This window comes from Pseudomonas sp. Snoq117.2 (genome assembly GCF_900110545.1).
GTDB lineage: Bacteria > Pseudomonadota > Gammaproteobacteria > Pseudomonadales > Pseudomonadaceae > Chryseomonas > Chryseomonas benzopyrenica.
This window is the reverse complement of record NZ_FOED01000007.1, coordinates 149,555-165,143: the sequence shown is the minus strand read 5'-3', so window position 1 is coordinate 165,143 and position 15,589 is coordinate 149,555. Positions and strand designations below refer to the sequence as shown.

Sequence of the window (15,589 nt, the reverse complement as noted above, 5' to 3'; positions counted from 1 at the left end):
GATCAATGGGAGACGGCAGGCTCGATGGCCAGGATTTCCACGTCGAAGGTCAGTACACGGCCGGCCAGCGGGTGGTTGAAGTCGATGATCACCTGGTCATCGTCGTAGCTCTTGACCACGCCAGGCATCTCGCCGCCGGCGGCGTCGCTGAAGATGATCAGCAGGCCGGGCGACAGCTCCATGTCGCTGAAGTCGTCACGGGCCATGGTCTGCAGATTGCCGTCGTTGGGCTGGCCGAAGCCACGCTCCGGCGGAATGGTCAGGCTGGTCTTGGTGCCGGCCTCGAGCCCGAACAGGGACTGTTCGAAGCCGGGCAGCAGGTTGCCGTCGCCGACGGTGAAGGTGGCCGGCGCCTTGTCGAAGGTGCTGTCCACCACATCGCCGTTCTGCAGCTTGATGGCGAAATGCAGGGTGACCCGGGTATCCGGGCCGATGGTGATTTCAGCCATGGGCTTCCTCGGGTGTTTTCTTGCGGAACATATCCAGGGCCAGCATCACGGCGCCTACACAGATTGCACTGTCGGCCAGGTTGAAGGCCGGGAAGAACCACTCTTGGCGCCAATGGACCAGAACAAAGTCGATGACGTGGCCTAGCACCATACGATCATAGAGATTGCCCAGGGCACCGCCGAGGATCAGGGCCAAGGCGATCGCGGTCCAGGTATCGTTGCGCAGGCGCTTGAGCCAGACCACCAGCACCACGCTCACTACCAGCGCGATGCCGGCAAAGAACCAGCGCTGCCAGCCGGAGTGGTCGGCCAGGAAGCTGAAGGCGGCACCGGTGTTGTAGGCCAGGGTCCAGCTGAACAGATCGGTGATGACCGGTACCTGTTGGTAGAGCGACAGGTTGTTCTGGAAATAGGCTTTGCTCAGCTGATCCAGCAGGATCACCACCACGCTCAAGACCAACCAGGGCAAGGCGCCAAAACGCTGCGCATCACGCATGCTCGCGCACCTCGCCCGAACCATAGACGTTGGTCACGCAGCGCTCGCAGATCTCCGGATGCGCGGCGTCCTGGCCGACGCTGTGGCTGTGATGCCAGCAGCGGGCGCACTTGGGTGCCTCGGACTTGCGCACCACCAGCTTGAGCCCGCTCAGCTCGCTGACCACGGCGCCTTCCGGGGCCTGTTCCAGCGGCTGGACAGCGGCCTGGGACGAGATCAGCACGAATCTGAGTTCGTTGCCCAGGGCTTCCAGCACGGTCTGCAGGGCGCTGTCGGCGTAGAGGGTGATCTCCGCCTGCAGGCTGCCGCCCAGGGTCTTGGCGGCGCGCTGGTTCTCCAGCTCCTTGTTGACCGCGGCCTTGACCGCCATCACCTGATCCCAGTAGGCACGATCCAGGGTCGCACCCTCGGGCAGGGCGAAGAGGCCGTCGTACCAGGTGGTCAGCATCACCGACTCTTCCCGCTCGCCCGGCAGGTACTGCCAGATCTCGTCGGCGGTAAAGGACAGGATGGGCGCGATCCAGCGCACCAGGGCCTCGGCGATCAGATACAGCGCGGTCTGGCAGGAGCGGCGCGGCAGGCTGTCGGCCCCGGTGGTGTACTGGCGGTCCTTGATGATGTCGAGGTAGAAGCCGCCCAGCTCCTGCACGCAGAAGTTGTGCACCTTCTGGTAGACGTTGAGGAAGCGGTACTCGGCGTAGGCCTGCTCGATTTCCTGTTGCAGCAGCAGCGCACGATCCACCGCCCAGCGATCCAGGTCGATCATGTCTTCGGGAGCGACCCGATTCACCGCCGGATCGAAGCCGGAGAGGTTGGAGAGCAGGAAGCGCGCGGTGTTGCGGATACGGCGATAGGAGTCGGCGCTGCGCTGCAGGATCTGGTCGGAGACCGCCATCTCGCCGGTGTAGTCGGTGGAGGCGACCCAGAGGCGCAGGATGTCGGCGCCCAGGCTGTCGATGACCTTTTGCGGGGCGACCACGTTGCCCAGCGACTTGGATTGCTTGCGGCCCTGCTCGTCCACGGTGAAGCCGTGGGTCAGCAGTTCCTTGTAGGGCGCGTGGCCGTCGATGGCGCAACCGGTCAGCAGCGAGGAGTGGAACCAGCCACGGTGCTGGTCAGAGCCCTCAAGGTAGAGATCGGCCGCCGGACCCTGCTGGTGCGCCAGTTCGGCATGGGAGCCGCGCAGCACGTGCCAGTGGGTGGTACCCGAGTCGAACCAGACGTCAAGGGTGTCGCGGCTCTTGTCGTACTGGCTGGCTTCTTCGCCAAGCAGTTCGACCGGATCGAGCTTGAACCAGGCTTCGATGCCTTCACGCTCGACGCGCTGGGCGACCTCCTCCATCAGCTCGACGGTGCGCGGGTGCAGCTCGCCGCTTTCCTTGTGGGTGAAGAAGGGAATCGGCACACCCCAGTTGCGCTGGCGCGAGATGCACCAGTCGGGCCGGCCGGCGATCATGCCGTGCAGCCGCGCCTGGCCCCAGGCCGGGACGAACTGGGTCTGCTCGATGGCCGCCAGGGAGCGCTCGCGCAAGGTAGCGCCTTCGTTGGGCTGCTTGTCCATGCCGACGAACCACTGGGCGGTGGCGCGATAGATCAGCGGGGTCTTGTGCCGCCAGCAATGCATGTAGCTGTGATTGATCGCCTCGTGCTTGAGCAGTGCACCCGCCTCTTCCAGCGCGGCGACGATGGCCGGATTGGCCTTCCAGATGAACTGGCCACCAAACAGCGGCAGCGACTCGGCGTAGACGCCATTGCTCTGCACCGGATTGAGGATGTCGTCGTTGCTCAGGCCGTACTGCTTGCAGATACGGAAGTCATCTTCGCCGTAGGCAGGCGAGCAGTGCACAATGCCCGTACCGGCGCCCAGTTCGACGTATTCGGCCAGGTAGATGGGCGACAGCCGCTCGTACAGCGGGTGGCGGAAGTTGATCAGTTCCAGGGCGGTACCCGGGGCAGTGGCGATCACCTCGCCCTGCAGGCCGTAGCGCGCCAGGCAGCTTTCCACCAGCTCCTCGGCCAGCAGCAGCAGGCGATCGCCGACGTCCACCAGCGCATAGGTGAACTCGGGATGTACGTTGAGCGCCTGGTTGGCCGGGATGGTCCAGGGGGTGGTGGTCCAGATGACGATGGCGGTGGGCTTGGCCAGCGCGCCGAGGCCGAAGGCGGCCGCCAGCTTGTCGGCATCGGCGACCGGGAAGGCCACGTCGATGGCGTCGGAACGCTTGTCCTGGTACTCCACCTCGGCCTCGGCCAGGGCCGAGCCGCAGTCGAAGCAGAAGTTGACCGGTTTGAGGCCCTTGAAGACGAAGCCCTTCTTGACCAGTTCGCTCAGGGCACGGATCTCGCCGGCCTCGTTGGCGAAGTTCATGGTCAGGTAGGGATTGCTCCAGTCACCCAGTACGCCCAGGCGGACGAAGCCGGCCTTCTGCTCTTCGATCTGCTCGCTGGCATAGGCGCGGCAGCGCTCGCGGGTCAGGTCCGCCGGCTGATTCTTGCCGAAGGTGGTCTCCACCTTGTGCTCGATGGGCAGGCCATGGCAGTCCCAGCCCGGCACATAGGGGGCATCGAAGCCGGCCAGGGTCTTGGACCGGGTGATGATGTCCTTGAGGATCTTGTTCAGCGCATGACCGATGTGGATGCTGCCGTTGGCATAGGGCGGACCGTCATGCAGGATGAAGGTCGGCCGGCCCTTGCCGATGGCGCGCAGCTTCCCGTACAGGTCGATGTCCTGCCAGCGCTTGAGCGCTTCCGGCTCGCGCTGCGGCAGGCCGGCTTTCATCGGGAATGCCGTTTCCGGCAGATTGAGCGTCGCTTTGTAATCGGTCATGTCAGTCCAGGCTCGTTGACGGTTGCCCCTGCCAGTAGGCGCGGGCCGTGGCGACGTCCGCTTCGATCGCCGCCTTGAGGGCCTCCAGAGAGGCGAATTTCTGTTCGTCGCGGACCTTCTGCACGAAGGTCACGCTGAGGTGGCGGCCATAGAGGTCGCCGGCAAAGTCCAGCAGATGGATCTCCAGGTGCGGACGGCCATCGCCCTGCACCGTCGGCCGCTGGCCGATGTTGGCCACCCCTGGCACCACCCGCCCATTGATCAGGCTGCTGACCAGATAGACGCCGCGTAGCGGCGGCCGACGCCGCTTGAGCTGGACGTTGGCGGTGGGCCAACCCAGCTGACGCGCCAGCTTCTGGCCATGCAACACCCGCCCCGAAAGGCTGTAGGGTCGTCCCAGCATGCGCGCGGCCAGAGCCAGATCGCCATCGGCCAGGGCCTGGCGGATCAGGGTACTGCTTACCCGCAGGCCATCCAACTCGACGGTGGTGGCGGCTTCCAGGGTGAAACCGTGGTCGCGAGCGGCCAGATTCAGGTAGGTGAAGTCGCCGGCACGGTCGCAGCCGAAACGGAAGTCGTCACCGATCTCCAGGTGCTTCACCCCCAGGCCGTCCACCAGCACCTGCTGGACGAAGGCTTCGGCGGACAACTCGCGCAGCCGCCGATTGAAATTCAGGCAGAGCACGTTGTCGACGCCCAGGCGCGCGAAGCATTCCAGCTTCTCGCGCAGGCGGGTCAAGCGCACCGGCGCGATGTCAGGCAGGAAGAATTCCCGGGGCTGCGGCTCGAAGATCACCACGCAACTGGGCACTCCGAGCTCTGCCGCCCGTTCACGCAGCCGCGCGAGGATGGCCTGGTGCCCCAGGTGAACCCCGTCGAAGTTGCCGATGGTGGCAACGCAGCCCTTGGGAAAGGCGTCGAGATGATGGAGACCGCGAAACAGCTGCATGGGTAGGGATTGCTCAGAAATTAATCGATTATATCTGGATGCCCGCCGCGAGGACAGGCGCACACCCGGCCTTGTGCAATCACAGCACCGCCCGCCGATTGAAGTCGCGCAGGCGGAAACCGAGCAGGAACAGGCTGGCGAAATAGGCCAGTACGCCCGCCGCGACCAGGCCGCCCAGACGCAGCAGGCGCTGCCACATCAGCCCTTCGCTCCAACTGGGCAGCAGCTGCATCAGGCCGAACAGGACGGCGCTCATCACCGCCACCGCGATCAGCAGTCGCAGCAGGAAGCCCGTCCAGCCGGCCTGGGGAATGAACAGGTTATGGCGGCGCAACTGCCAGAATAAAAGGCCGGCGTTGAGACAGGCCGCCAGACCTATGGCCAGGGCCAGGCCGACGTGCTGCAGCGGCCCGATCAGGATCAGGTTGAGCACCTGGGTCACCGCCAGGGTGAAGAGCGCGATCTTTACCGGCGTCTTGATGTTCTGCTGGGCATAGAAGCCCGGCGCCAGCACCTTGACCAGGATGATGCCGAGCAGCCCGACGGCATAGGCGACCAGCGCCCGCTGGGTCATCAGGGCGTCATGGGCATCGAAGCGGCCGTACTGAAACAGCGAGACGGTCAGCGGCTCGGACAGCAACGCCAGGGCCGCGGAACAGGGCAGCACCAGCAGGAAGCACAGCCGCAGGCCCCAGTCGAGCAGCCGCGAGTATTCCTGGCGATCGGCCTTGGCATAGGTCCGCGACAGCGCCGGCAGCAGGATGGTCCCCAGGGCCACGCCGAGCACCCCCGAGGGCAATTCCATGAGGCGATCGGCGTAGTACATCCAGGACACCGAGCCGGCGGCCAGGAAGGAGGCGAAGATGGTGTTGATGATCAGCGAGATCTGGCTGACCGAGACCCCTAGGATCGCCGGCCCCATCTGTTTCATGACCCGCCAGACACCGGCGTCGCGCAGATTCAGCCGCGGCAGCACCAGCATGCCGATGCGCTTGAGGTGCGGTAGCTGATAGAGGAACTGCGCCAGGCCACCCACCAGGGTCGCCCAGGCCAGCGCCATGATCGGCGGATCGAAATAGGGCGTCAGGAACAGCGCGAAGATGATCATGCTGATGTTGAGCAGGGTCGGCACGAAGGCCGGTACGCTGAACCTGTTCCAGGTGTTGAGCACGGCGCCGGCCAGGGAGGCCAGGGAGATCAGCAGGATGTAGGGAAAGGTCACCCGCAGCAGATCGGACGTCAGGGCGAACTTTTCCGGGGTATCGGCAAAGCCCGGCGCGGTGATCCAGATCACCAGGGGCGCGGCCAGCATGCCCAGCACCGTGACCACGGCCAGCACCAGGGTCAGCAGGCCGCTGACGTAGGCCAGGAAGGTGCGGGTGGCCTCCTCGCCCTGCTGGGCCTTGTATTCGGCCAGGATGGGTACGAAGGCCTGGGAGAAGGCGCCCTCGGCGAAGATACGCCGCAAGAGATTGGGCAGCTTGAAGGCGACGAAAAAGGCATCGGTAGCCATGCCGGCGCCAAAGGTGCGGGCGACGATGGTGTCGCGCACGAAACCCAGCACGCGGGACAGCATGGTCATGGAGCTGACGGCGGCCAGGGACTTGAGCAGATTCATGACTGAGAGAGCACTCGGTGAACGCAGCGGGAGGTGACGAAAGATGCGCGTGAGCGCAGTCGCGCGATGGGCACAAGCGATCGAGTGTAACGACGCACTTCATCGGCGACCAGCCGGATATCCATCCAGACAGCCTTGACAGCCGCCGCCAGGGGCGTCAAGATTCGCGACCTTAATTTAGCTCTGTACTCGCTACAGAGTTCGCTCTGTACCCAATACAGTCTTTTTCGAAGGAGCTCCACGGTGGCTAACTCCCCCTCCGCCAAAAAACGCGCCAAACAGGCTGAGAAGCGTCGCAGCCACAATGCGAGCCTGCGCTCCATGGTGCGCACCTACATCAAGAACGTCGTCAAGGCGATCGACGCCAAGGACCTGGAAAAAGCCAAGTCCGCCTATATCGCTGCCGTTCCGGTCATCGACCGCATGGCCGACAAGGGCATCATCGACAAGAACAAGGCCGCTCGCCACAAGAGCCGCCTGAACGCTCACATCAAGGCCCTGGCTACCCCCGCCGCCGCCTGATCAGCGTTCGAATAAAAAACCGGCCTCGGCCGGTTTTTTATTGCCTGCGATTTGAGAACACAACGCCTCCGAAGAGGCGCCAGGATCGACGATCGTCAGACCAGGACCAGATTGTCCCGATGGATCAGCTCGGGCTCGTAGACGTAACCCAACTCGACGACGATGGCATCCGAAGGTCTTCCCAGGATGCGTCGCGCCTCGGTCGCACTGTAGTTGACCAGACCACGCGCCACTTCGCGCCCATCCGGACCGACGCAGGCGACCATCTCGCCACGCCGAAAGCTGCCCTCCAACTCCCGCACACCCACCGGCAGCAGACTACGATGCCCGCCCACCAGGGCCTGCACCGCACCGGCGTCCAGGCGCAGGGTGCCACGCACCTGCAAATGCCCGGCCAGCCACTGCTTGCGCGCCGCCACCAGGCCGCGCTCGGGTGACAGCAGGGTGCCCAGCTGCTCGCCCTGCTGCAGGCGACTGAGCACCTGCTGGATACGGCCACCGACGATGACGGTATAGGCACCGGAGCGCGCCGCGAGACGAGCCGCGCGCAGCTTGGTCTGCATGCCGCCACGCCCCAGGGCGCCGCCGGTACCGCCAGCGACCAGATCCAGGGCCGGATCGTCGGCGCGCGCCTCGCTGATGAGGCTGGCGTCGGGGTTGTTGCGCGGATCGGCGTCGAACATGCCATCGCGATCGGTGAGGATGACCAGCAGATCGGCCTCGACCAGGTTGGCCACCAGGGCAGCCAGGGTGTCGTTGTCGCCAAAGCGGATCTCGTCGGTCACGACGGTATCGTTCTCGTTGATCACCGGCACCACACCCAGGCTCACCAGGGTGCGCAGGGTGCTGCGGGCATTGAGATAGCGCTTGCGATCGGACAGGTCGTCATGGGTGAGCAGGATCTGCGCGGTCTGCACCTGATGCTCGGCGAAACTGGATTCCCAGGCCTGCACCAGCCCCATCTGCCCCACCGCCGCCGCGGCCTGCAACTCGTTGATGGCGGTCGGGCGCTGCGCCCAGCCGAGCCGACTCATACCAGCCGCCACCGCCCCCGAAGAGACCAGCACCAGCTCGATGCCGGCCTGGTGCAGCGCCACCATCTGCTCGACCCAGCCGGCCATGGCCCCGCCGTCCAGGCAACGACCGTCGTCGGTCAGCAGGGCACTACCGATCTTCACCACCCAGCGCTGGGCGCCAGACACCTGATCACGCATGGGCAAGCTCCTTTCTTACCGTACGTAGAAGATTTCCGGACCGTCGCCGTCGTCTTCGTCATCGAAGTCGTCATCGGCATCGTCCACTGCCTTGACTCCGGAACGACGCAGCGCACGCTGGTCGTCCAGCGCCTGCAGCCGCGCCCGCGCCTCGTCCTCGATGCGCTGATCGAGTTCTTCCAGCGCCTCGGCATAGGCCGGATCCTCGGCAAGACGCAGGGTACGCTCGTCGAGGTACTGCATGATCGCCTGACAGAGCTGCTCGGTGCCTTCCCGCTCCAGGGCGGAGATGACGAAGACCGGACCCTGCCAGTCCAACCGCTCGACCATCGCCTTGAGGCGCTCTTCGCGCTCGTCATCGAGCAGCTGGTCGGCCTTGTTCAGCACCAGCCAGCGATCACGCTCGCCCAGCGCCGGGCTGAACTTGGTCAGCTCGTTGATGATGGTCTCGGCAGCCTCGGCCGGATCGCTCTCGTCCAGGGGCGCCATGTCGACGAGGTGCAGCAGCAGGCGGGTGCGCGCCAGGTGCTTGAGGAAACGAATCCCCAGGCCCGCGCCTTCCGAAGCGCCTTCGATCAGCCCCGGAATGTCGGCGACCACGAAGCTCTTGAAACGCCCGACGCTGACCACGCCTAGGTTCGGCACCAGGGTGGTGAAGGGATAGTCCGCCACCTTGGGCTTGGCGGCCGACACCGCACGGATGAAGGTGCTCTTGCCGGCATTGGGCAGGCCGAGCAGACCGATGTCCGCCAGCACCTTGAGCTCCAGCTTGAGGTCGCGCTCTTCACCGGGCTTGCCGGGGGTGGTCTGCCGCGGCGCGCGATTGGTACTGGACTTGAACCGGGTGTTGCCCAGGCCGTGCCAGCCGCCCTGGACGACACGGATGCGCTGACCGGGCTGGGTCAGGTCACCAATGATCTCCTGGGTTGCCGCATCGATCACCGTGGTGCCCACGGGAACCGGCAGCACCAGGTCTTCACCCTTGGCGCCGGTGCACTCGGTGCTCCCGCCCTTCTCACCGTTCTGCGCGGTGAAACGCCGGGTGTAACGGTAATCGACCAGGGTGTTCAGGTTGATGTCGGCTTCGAGCCAGATCGACCCGCCATCGCCGCCGTCACCGCCATTGGGGCCACCCTTCTCGATGAATTTCTCCCGGCGGAAACTCATCATGCCGTTGCCGCCGTCACCCGCTTTTACGTGTATGGATACTTCATCGACGAATTTCATCTGGACCTCCCGCGCTCGCGGGCCGCTGCAAACAAGGAAATAGCTTAACTACAAGGGAAATAGCTTAACTACAAACGAAAAAGCCCCGTCGGGTAGACAGGGCTTTTCTTTCGTCACGGGCCTTAGGCGGCGGCGACGATGCTCACGTAACGACGGCCGAAGGCGCCCTTCACGTCGAACTTGATCACGCCGTCCACTTTCGCGAACAGGGTGTGATCCTTGCCAAGGCCCACGCCGTAACCGGCATGGTACTGGGTGCCGCGCTGACGCACGATGATGTTACCGGCCTTGACGACCTGGCCGCCGTACAGCTTCACGCCAAGGCGTTTGCTTTCGGAATCGCGACCGTTACGAGTAGAACCACCCGCTTTTTTGTGTGCCATGAGTCAATTCTCCGTTAGAGGCGAGATCAGGCCTGGATGCCAGTGATCTTGATTTCAGTGAACCACTGACGGTGGCCCTGACGCTTCATGTGATGCTTACGACGACGGAATTTGATGATGGTGACCTTGTCGTGACGGCCCTGGGCGGTCACTTCGGCGGTCACTTTGGCACCATCAACGACCGGCAGACCGATCTTGACGTCGTCACCGTTGCCAACCAGCAGAACCTGGTCGAAGGTGACGGTTTCACCGGTGGCGATGTCGAGCTTCTCGACCTTCAGGTACTCGCCTTCGGCGACCTTGTATTGCTTGCCACCGGTAACGATAACTGCGTAGGACATGGTAAATCTCCGTTAAACCTGCTCACCCGGTGCTTTATAGGAGGTATCGTCGACCGGCATGGCTGCACGGGACCGGAAGGAGCGCCGCGCAATTGCGTAAGACAGGGGGTTAACCCTAGGAATGTTCAGGGCCCGCGATTCTACGCAAGCCAAGGCCAGGAGGCAAGAGCCGCCCGCCCGCGCCTTGACAGTCCCCCACCCCACCCCTAGCATGCCGCGCAACCTCGTTCAGCGGCCATGCCGGGCCGGTGCCCAGCCGAATCGGCAGGAGCGGCGAGCCGCGGGAGCGCGATGGCAATCCCTGGGCATGGCACTGGTGCCGGTCCCTAGGGCATAGTCTGGCGGTCATGCGCCATCCGGCCGCCTGAATATTGCCCGGACCTCCAGTGGACACCTCTCAATGACGCAGCAATCCCAGTCCTTCTATCGCGTGGTGACGGACGATTTCACCGCCGTAGACGGCATCATCCGCCAGCAGCTGACCTCGCGCGTGCCGCTGGTCGAGAAGATTGGCGACTACATCGTCTCCGCCGGCGGCAAACGCCTGCGTCCGCTGCTGGTCCTGCTGGCCGGCAAGGCCCTCGGGCGCGCCGACCACGATCTGCAGCTGCTGGCGGCCACCATCGAATTCCTGCACACCTCCACCCTGCTGCACGACGACGTCGTCGATGCCTCGGGGATGCGCCGCGGCCGTTCCACCGCCAATGCCCTCTGGGGCAATGCGCCCAGCGTGCTGGTCGGCGATTTCCTCTATGCCCGCTCCTTCGAGATGATGGTGGCGCTGGGCTCCATGGAGGTGATGCGCATCATCTCCCAGGCGACCCGCGTCATCGCCGAAGGCGAGGTACTGCAGCTGTCGAAGATCCGTGACGCCAGCACCACCGAAGAGATCTACATGGAGGTCATCCGCGGCAAGACCGCCATGCTCTTCGAAGCCTCCACCCACAGCGCGGCGATCCTGGCCGGCGCCAACGCCGAGCAGGCCGAAGCCCTGCGCCGCTATGGCGATCACCTGGGCGTGGCCTTCCAACTGGTCGATGACCTGCTCGACTACCAAGGCGACGCCGTGGCCCTGGGCAAGAACGTCGGTGACGACCTCGCCGAGGGCAAGCCGACCCTGCCGCTGATCGTGACCATGCGCGAAGGCACTGCCGAACAGGCGGCGCTGGTGCGCCAAGCGATCCGCCAGGGCGGCAGCCAGGACCTGGAAAGCGTGCGTGCCGCCGTCGAAGCCGCCGGCGCCCTCGACTACACGGCGCGCAAGGCGCAGGAATTCGCCGAGCGGGCCATCGCTTGCCTGGACGCCCTGCCCGCCAGTGAATATCGCGACGCCCTGGCCGAACTGGGTCGCTTCTCGGTGGCCCGTACCCATTGACGCCCGGCGCTGACTGATCAAGCCCGCCGTCGTCAGACTGCGGGCTTTTTCATGTCCGACCAAAAAAGTCAGGTAACCCCTTGCTATTTATTGAATAAGAATTATTCTCATAAATAGCACAGTAGGAGCCTTGCCATGACTTATCTGATCGACGCCTGGCTGGACCGGCCTCATCCCTATCTGCGCATCCTCAATCGGGAAACCGGCAAGGTTTGCGCGGAGTTGGACGAGACGGCCCTGGAAGAGCTCAAGGACCTAGGCGAGCTGGATCTGCACAGCCTCACTTCCAGCGAACCGCGGGTGGTGAAGGATCAGATCCGCCAGGTCTTCCTGTTCAGCTACGCCCTGGCGCTGCGCCCGGAAAACGAGGCGCTACGCCTGGACTGCTAGCGTTAGAGAACGTCGAGCAACTCGACGTCGAACACCAGCACGCTGTGCGGCGGGATGCCGCCGACGCCTTGGGCGCCATAGGCCAGTTCGCTGGGCACATGCAGGCGCCACTTGCTACCGGCGGGCATCAGTTGCAGGGCTTCGGTCCAGCCGGCGATCACGCCGCCGACCGGAAACTCGGCCGGCTGGCCGCGCTGGTAGGAGCTGTCGAACACGCTGCCATCGATGAGGGTGCCATGGTAGTGGGTGCGTACCTGGTCTTCGCGGGTTGGCGTAGCGCCCTCACCTTGGGTGAGCACTTCATATTGCAGACCGGACGGCAGCACCACGACGCCGGGGCGCTCGGCGTTGGCCTTCAGGTAGTCGACGCCTTCCTGGGCCGCTGCGGCGGCCTTGGCCTGGGCTTCCGCCTGCATGCGCTCGCGGATAACGCGGAAGCTGGCATTCAGCGACTCGACGTCCACCTGGGAATCCTGGCCATCGAAAGCTTCGGTGAGGCCGGCGAGCACGGCAGCCAGTTGCATGCCGGGGACCGGATTCTGGCGCAGCTGATCGCCCAGCTGGCGGCCGATGCCGTAGCTGACGCGAGCCTCGTCGGTATCGAGCAGGATGTCGTTCATAGCAGCCTTTCCATCGTGAAAAAAGGAGCCGAGCCTAGCACATCAGGGTCCCGGCTCGCCGCCGAGGCTGCCGCGCTGCCGGCGACAGCGCTCGGAGCAGTAGCGCACCTCGTCCCAGTTGCGCTCCCATTTCTTGCGCCAGGCGAAGGGCCGCTGGCAGACCGGACAGACCTTGGTGGGCAGATCGCCCTTCTTCATAGGGATTCTCCCGCGTCGAGACGCGCCAGCAGGGCCTCGCCACGCCGCCAGAGGGCCTGCTGGCGCTCGGGGGCCTGGGAATCGAGATTGCGATAGAGATTGAGCATGCGCGGATACTGGGCGAACCGCTCGCGATGGCGGATCAGGAAATGCCAGTAGAGGGCATTGAAGGGGCAGGCCCGCTCGCCCAGGGCCTCGCCGACCTGATAGTGGCAGCCCTTGCAGTAGTCGGACTGGCGACGGATGTACTGGCCGCTGGCGCAATAGGGCTTGCTCGCCAGATAGCCACCGTCCGCATGCATCACCATGGCCTGGGTATTGGGCAGCTCGACCCACTCGAAGGCATCCAGGTAGACCGCCAGATACCACTCGCCGATGGCCTGGGGCGCGATACCGGCCAGCAGGGCGAAGTTGCCGGTGACCATCAACCGCTGGATATGGTGGGCGTAGCCCAGCGCCAGAGTCTGGCCGATGGCCTCGCGCATGCAAGCCATGTCAGTGGCTCCGGTCCAGTAGAAGTCCGGTAGCGCCCGGGTATTGCCGAGTACGTTGAGCTCCCGATACTCGGGCATGCGCAGCCAGTAGACGCCATGGACATACTCCCGCCAGCCGATCAGCTGGCGCAGGAAGCCCTCGGCGCTGTTGAGCGGCACCCTCCCCTCACGATAAGCGGCATCCACCTCCGCGCAGAGCTGGCGCAGGTCCAGCAGCCCGATATTGAGCGCCGCACTGATCCGGGCGTGATGCAGATAGGGCTCGCCGCGGGCCATGGCGTCCTGGTAGGTACCGAAGTCGCGCAGCCCTGCATCCAGGAAGTGCCGCCAGAGGCGCTCGGCATCCGCGCGGGTCACCGGATAGTCGAAGCCGTCGAGCCGGCCATAGTGGTGAGCGAAGCGCTGCCCGACCAGCTTGAGCACTTCTTGGGTACAGGCATCGGGCGGACAGCTGAAGGGCTCGGGAACAGGATGGCCACTGGGCAGCGCCTTGCGATTGTCCTTGTCCAGATTCCAGACGTCACCGCAAGGCTCGCCTGGTCCCTCCATCAGCCAGCCGTGGCGCCTGCGCATGCCGCGGTAGAAGGCCTCCATGCGCAATTCGGTGCGGGTTCCGGCCCAGCGGGCGAAGGCGGCGCGACTGCAGAGAAATCGGTCGTCGCCGTGCCAGTGCACAGGCACCGCCAGATCGAGCCCGTGCAGCGCCTGCTCCAGTCGCCATTCGCCGGTCTCGGTCAGATGGACCTCATGCGCGCCCGACGCCCTGACCCAGCAGGCGATCTCGGCCGGCAGCGAGCCCTGGTTGTCCGGGTCGTCCAGGGTACGGTAGTGGACCTGGAAGCCACGCGCGCGCATCTCGATGGCGAAATGGCGCATGGCACTGAAGATCAGGGCGATCTTGCGCGGATGGTGAGGCACATAGCTGGCCTCGCTCATGACCTCTGCGAGCAGCAAGACGTCCTGCGCGGGATCGGCTTCACGTAGCGACGCCAGCTGGGGCGACAGCTGATCGCCGAAGACCGGTAGCAGGCGCCGGACGGCGCCTTCGCTCAAGAGGCGTTCCGGTAGTTCAGCGGGATCTTCAGCGGCTCGGCCGAGCGTGGCGCCATGCCGACCATCTCGTCGTAGGCGCTGTGCTGGATGAGAAAGCACGGCAGTGCCGGCAGATCGGCCAGCAGGCGGCGGGCCTGGGCGGCCGAGCCCAGGCGGTAGAAGTGCCCGTCCCGTCCGGTCAGCCGCGTGCGACCGTCCTGGGTGAGCACCTCGAGCACATAGAAGCCGCCCTCGATGGACAGCAGGTTGAGTTCACGGACCTCGCCGGCCTGGGCGCGCTGGGTCAATTCCGGCAATTGCATGGGAACCTCCGGGTCGAGATCGACATCCGGGATGACGTCGATTGGCAGCTGTGAGCATTCGACAACCTAGGACAGGCAAGCGCAACGGCGCAATCCACAAAGCGTAAGCGAAAGATGCCGACGGCGGACGAGTGGCCGCTCTGCCGGTCAGTGCTTGGTCAGCCGATCCAGGTAACCCATGGCGAAGGCCGAGACCACGAACACCAGGTGAATGATCACGTACCACTTGAGATATTCGGGATTGGTGTTCTGGGCATCCATGAAGATGCGCAGCAGGTGGATCGAGGAGATGGCGACGATGGAGGCGGCCACCTTGTTCTTGAGCGACCCCGAATCCATCTTGCCCAGCCAGCTGAGCTTTTCCGACCCTTCGTCGATGTCCAGCTGGGACACGAAGTTCTCATAGCCGGAGATCATCACCATGACCAGCAGACCACCCACGAGCGCCATGTCAATGAGCGACAGCACCAGCAGGATCAGCTCGGCTTCGGTGGATTCGAAGATATGCGGCAGGACGTGGAAGACTTCCTGAAAGAACTTGAGCGCCAGCAGAACCAGCGCCAACGACAATCCCAGATAGATGGGCGCCAGCAGCCAGCGGGAGGCGTAAAGGGCTTTTTCGATCAGACGTTCCATGCAGACTCGCTCGGTTTACCAGGGCCGGGCGAGTATACCGGGGCGTTGCGGACGGACCAATGCGGCAGGTTGTACCGTCGCTCAGGCGTCGGGACCGACCTGGAAGCGAACCTGCTGATGGGCGCGTTCGCCATTCATCTTGCGCAGTTCACTCTGCATGTGCAGGCGCCAGATCTGGGTCTCTTCGACCTGGATATAGCCCTGTTCGACCAGGTTCTCGGCGATGGCGGTCATGACGCCTTCGGCCGCCTTGGGCCCGTGGAAAGGCCCCTGGGCCTTGATGGCGGTGGGCTGCTGGCCATTGAGGCCGGCAGCGCACAGCAGGGTCCAGAGGCCCTGTTCCTGACCGAGCGGTTTGATTTCGCATTCGATACGGGTGACGAGGCCCAGGCAGGGACGGATCAGGGTAATGGTGCGGGACATGGCGTCATCCTCTCGAAGCGCTCAATGCTCGCCGGTCCTAGGCCAGAGGTATCCACAAAGGCTGTGGACAAC

General features: G+C 64.5%; 18 protein-coding genes. 3 read left to right on the top strand and 15 right to left on the bottom strand.

All coding sequences use genetic code 11. The annotated features are described in order from the left end of the window. Positions 1–2: 2 nt before the first annotated feature. The 5 genes from fkpB to murJ form a co-directional block, all read right to left on the bottom strand. Positions 3–449, bottom strand: a complete 447-nt coding sequence (fkpB, locus tag BMZ43_RS18205) for an FKBP-type peptidyl-prolyl cis-trans isomerase (protein WP_093255483.1) — start codon at positions 447–449, stop codon at positions 3–5. Beyond that, complete coding sequence (lspA, locus tag BMZ43_RS18200; protein ID WP_064307832.1) at positions 442–945, bottom strand: signal peptidase II; 504 nt, start codon at positions 943–945, stop codon at positions 442–444. The genes fkpB and lspA overlap by 8 nt, the downstream gene beginning before the upstream one ends. Continuing rightward, the gene (gene ileS / locus BMZ43_RS18195) at positions 938–3,772 is read right to left on the bottom strand and encodes an isoleucine--tRNA ligase (protein WP_093255480.1); all 2,835 of its coding nucleotides are present in this window, start codon (positions 3,770–3,772) and stop codon (positions 938–940) included. Before ileS ends, lspA begins: the two co-directional genes overlap by 8 nt. Position 3,773: 1 nt before the next feature. Further along, positions 3,774–4,721: a bifunctional riboflavin kinase/FAD synthetase gene (ribF, locus tag BMZ43_RS18190; protein ID WP_093255476.1), complete on the bottom strand. Its 948-nt coding sequence runs from the start codon at positions 4,719–4,721 to the stop codon at positions 3,774–3,776. A 79-nt stretch (positions 4,722–4,800) separates the two neighbouring features. Further along, positions 4,801–6,339 (bottom strand): murein biosynthesis integral membrane protein MurJ, encoded by a 1,539-nt coding sequence (murJ, locus tag BMZ43_RS18185; protein WP_064307830.1) that lies wholly within the window; start codon positions 6,337–6,339, stop codon positions 4,801–4,803. 243 nt (positions 6,340–6,582) lie between these two features. Between murJ and rpsT the strand changes: the two genes are divergently transcribed. Continuing rightward, entirely contained in the window at positions 6,583–6,861 is a 279-nt protein-coding gene (rpsT, locus tag BMZ43_RS18180) for a 30S ribosomal protein S20 (RefSeq protein ID WP_017640855.1), read from the top strand. A 95-nt stretch (positions 6,862–6,956) separates the two neighbouring features. Here rpsT and proB read toward each other — a convergent pair whose 3' ends face one another. From proB to rplU, 4 genes are all read right to left on the bottom strand, one after another. Further along, positions 6,957–8,075, bottom strand: coding sequence for a glutamate 5-kinase (gene proB / locus BMZ43_RS18175; RefSeq protein ID WP_017640856.1), 1,119 nt, complete (start codon positions 8,073–8,075; stop codon positions 6,957–6,959). 15 nt (positions 8,076–8,090) lie between these two features. Then, positions 8,091–9,302: an Obg family GTPase CgtA gene (gene cgtA / locus BMZ43_RS18170; protein ID WP_064307829.1), complete on the bottom strand. Its 1,212-nt coding sequence runs from the start codon at positions 9,300–9,302 to the stop codon at positions 8,091–8,093. Positions 9,303–9,424: 122 nt separating this feature from the next. Further along, positions 9,425–9,685 carry a 50S ribosomal protein L27 gene (rpmA, locus tag BMZ43_RS18165; RefSeq protein ID WP_007160792.1) on the bottom strand — a complete coding sequence of 87 codons (261 nt, stop codon included), beginning with the start codon at positions 9,683–9,685 and terminating at the stop codon, positions 9,425–9,427. Positions 9,686–9,711: 26 nt separating this feature from the next. Next, positions 9,712–10,026, bottom strand: coding sequence for a 50S ribosomal protein L21 (gene rplU / locus BMZ43_RS18160; RefSeq protein ID WP_007160791.1), 315 nt, complete (start codon positions 10,024–10,026; stop codon positions 9,712–9,714). A gap of 400 nt (positions 10,027–10,426) precedes the next feature. On the opposite strand from rplU, the gene BMZ43_RS18155 reads away from it, so the two are divergent. Both BMZ43_RS18155 and BMZ43_RS18150 read left to right on the top strand, forming a co-directional pair. Beyond that, a complete protein-coding gene (locus tag BMZ43_RS18155) occupies positions 10,427–11,401 on the top strand; it encodes a polyprenyl synthetase family protein (protein ID WP_064308079.1) in 975 nt (324 codons plus the stop codon). Positions 11,402–11,536: 135 nt separating this feature from the next. Next, on the top strand, positions 11,537–11,791 hold the full coding sequence (locus BMZ43_RS18150) for a hypothetical protein (RefSeq protein ID WP_093255473.1): 255 nt from the start codon (positions 11,537–11,539) through the stop codon (positions 11,789–11,791). 2 nt (positions 11,792–11,793) lie between these two features. Here the strand turns inward: BMZ43_RS18150 and BMZ43_RS18145 are convergent, their stop codons facing one another. From BMZ43_RS18145 to BMZ43_RS18120, 6 genes are all read right to left on the bottom strand, one after another. Continuing rightward, complete coding sequence (locus tag BMZ43_RS18145) at positions 11,794–12,411, bottom strand: BamJ family beta-barrel-assembly machinery protein (RefSeq protein WP_064308080.1); 618 nt, start codon at positions 12,409–12,411, stop codon at positions 11,794–11,796. Between the two features lie 42 nt (positions 12,412–12,453). After that, entirely contained in the window at positions 12,454–12,609 is a 156-nt protein-coding gene (locus BMZ43_RS18140) for a DUF2256 domain-containing protein (protein WP_081737463.1), read from the bottom strand. Continuing rightward, on the bottom strand, positions 12,606–14,156 hold the full coding sequence (locus BMZ43_RS18135; RefSeq protein WP_064308081.1) for a cryptochrome/photolyase family protein: 1,551 nt from the start codon (positions 14,154–14,156) through the stop codon (positions 12,606–12,608). Before BMZ43_RS18135 ends, BMZ43_RS18140 begins: the two co-directional genes overlap by 4 nt. Then, a complete protein-coding gene (locus tag BMZ43_RS18130) occupies positions 14,153–14,458 on the bottom strand; it encodes a DUF6482 family protein (protein ID WP_064308082.1) in 306 nt (101 codons plus the stop codon). Before BMZ43_RS18130 ends, BMZ43_RS18135 begins: the two co-directional genes overlap by 4 nt. Before the next feature lie 147 nt (positions 14,459–14,605). After that, a complete protein-coding gene (locus BMZ43_RS18125; RefSeq protein WP_017640865.1) occupies positions 14,606–15,094 on the bottom strand; it encodes a TIGR00645 family protein in 489 nt (162 codons plus the stop codon). An 81-nt stretch (positions 15,095–15,175) separates the two neighbouring features. Then, on the bottom strand, positions 15,176–15,517 hold the full coding sequence (locus tag BMZ43_RS18120) for a PA4575 family protein (RefSeq protein ID WP_007160783.1): 342 nt from the start codon (positions 15,515–15,517) through the stop codon (positions 15,176–15,178). Positions 15,518–15,589: the final 72 nt, after the last annotated feature.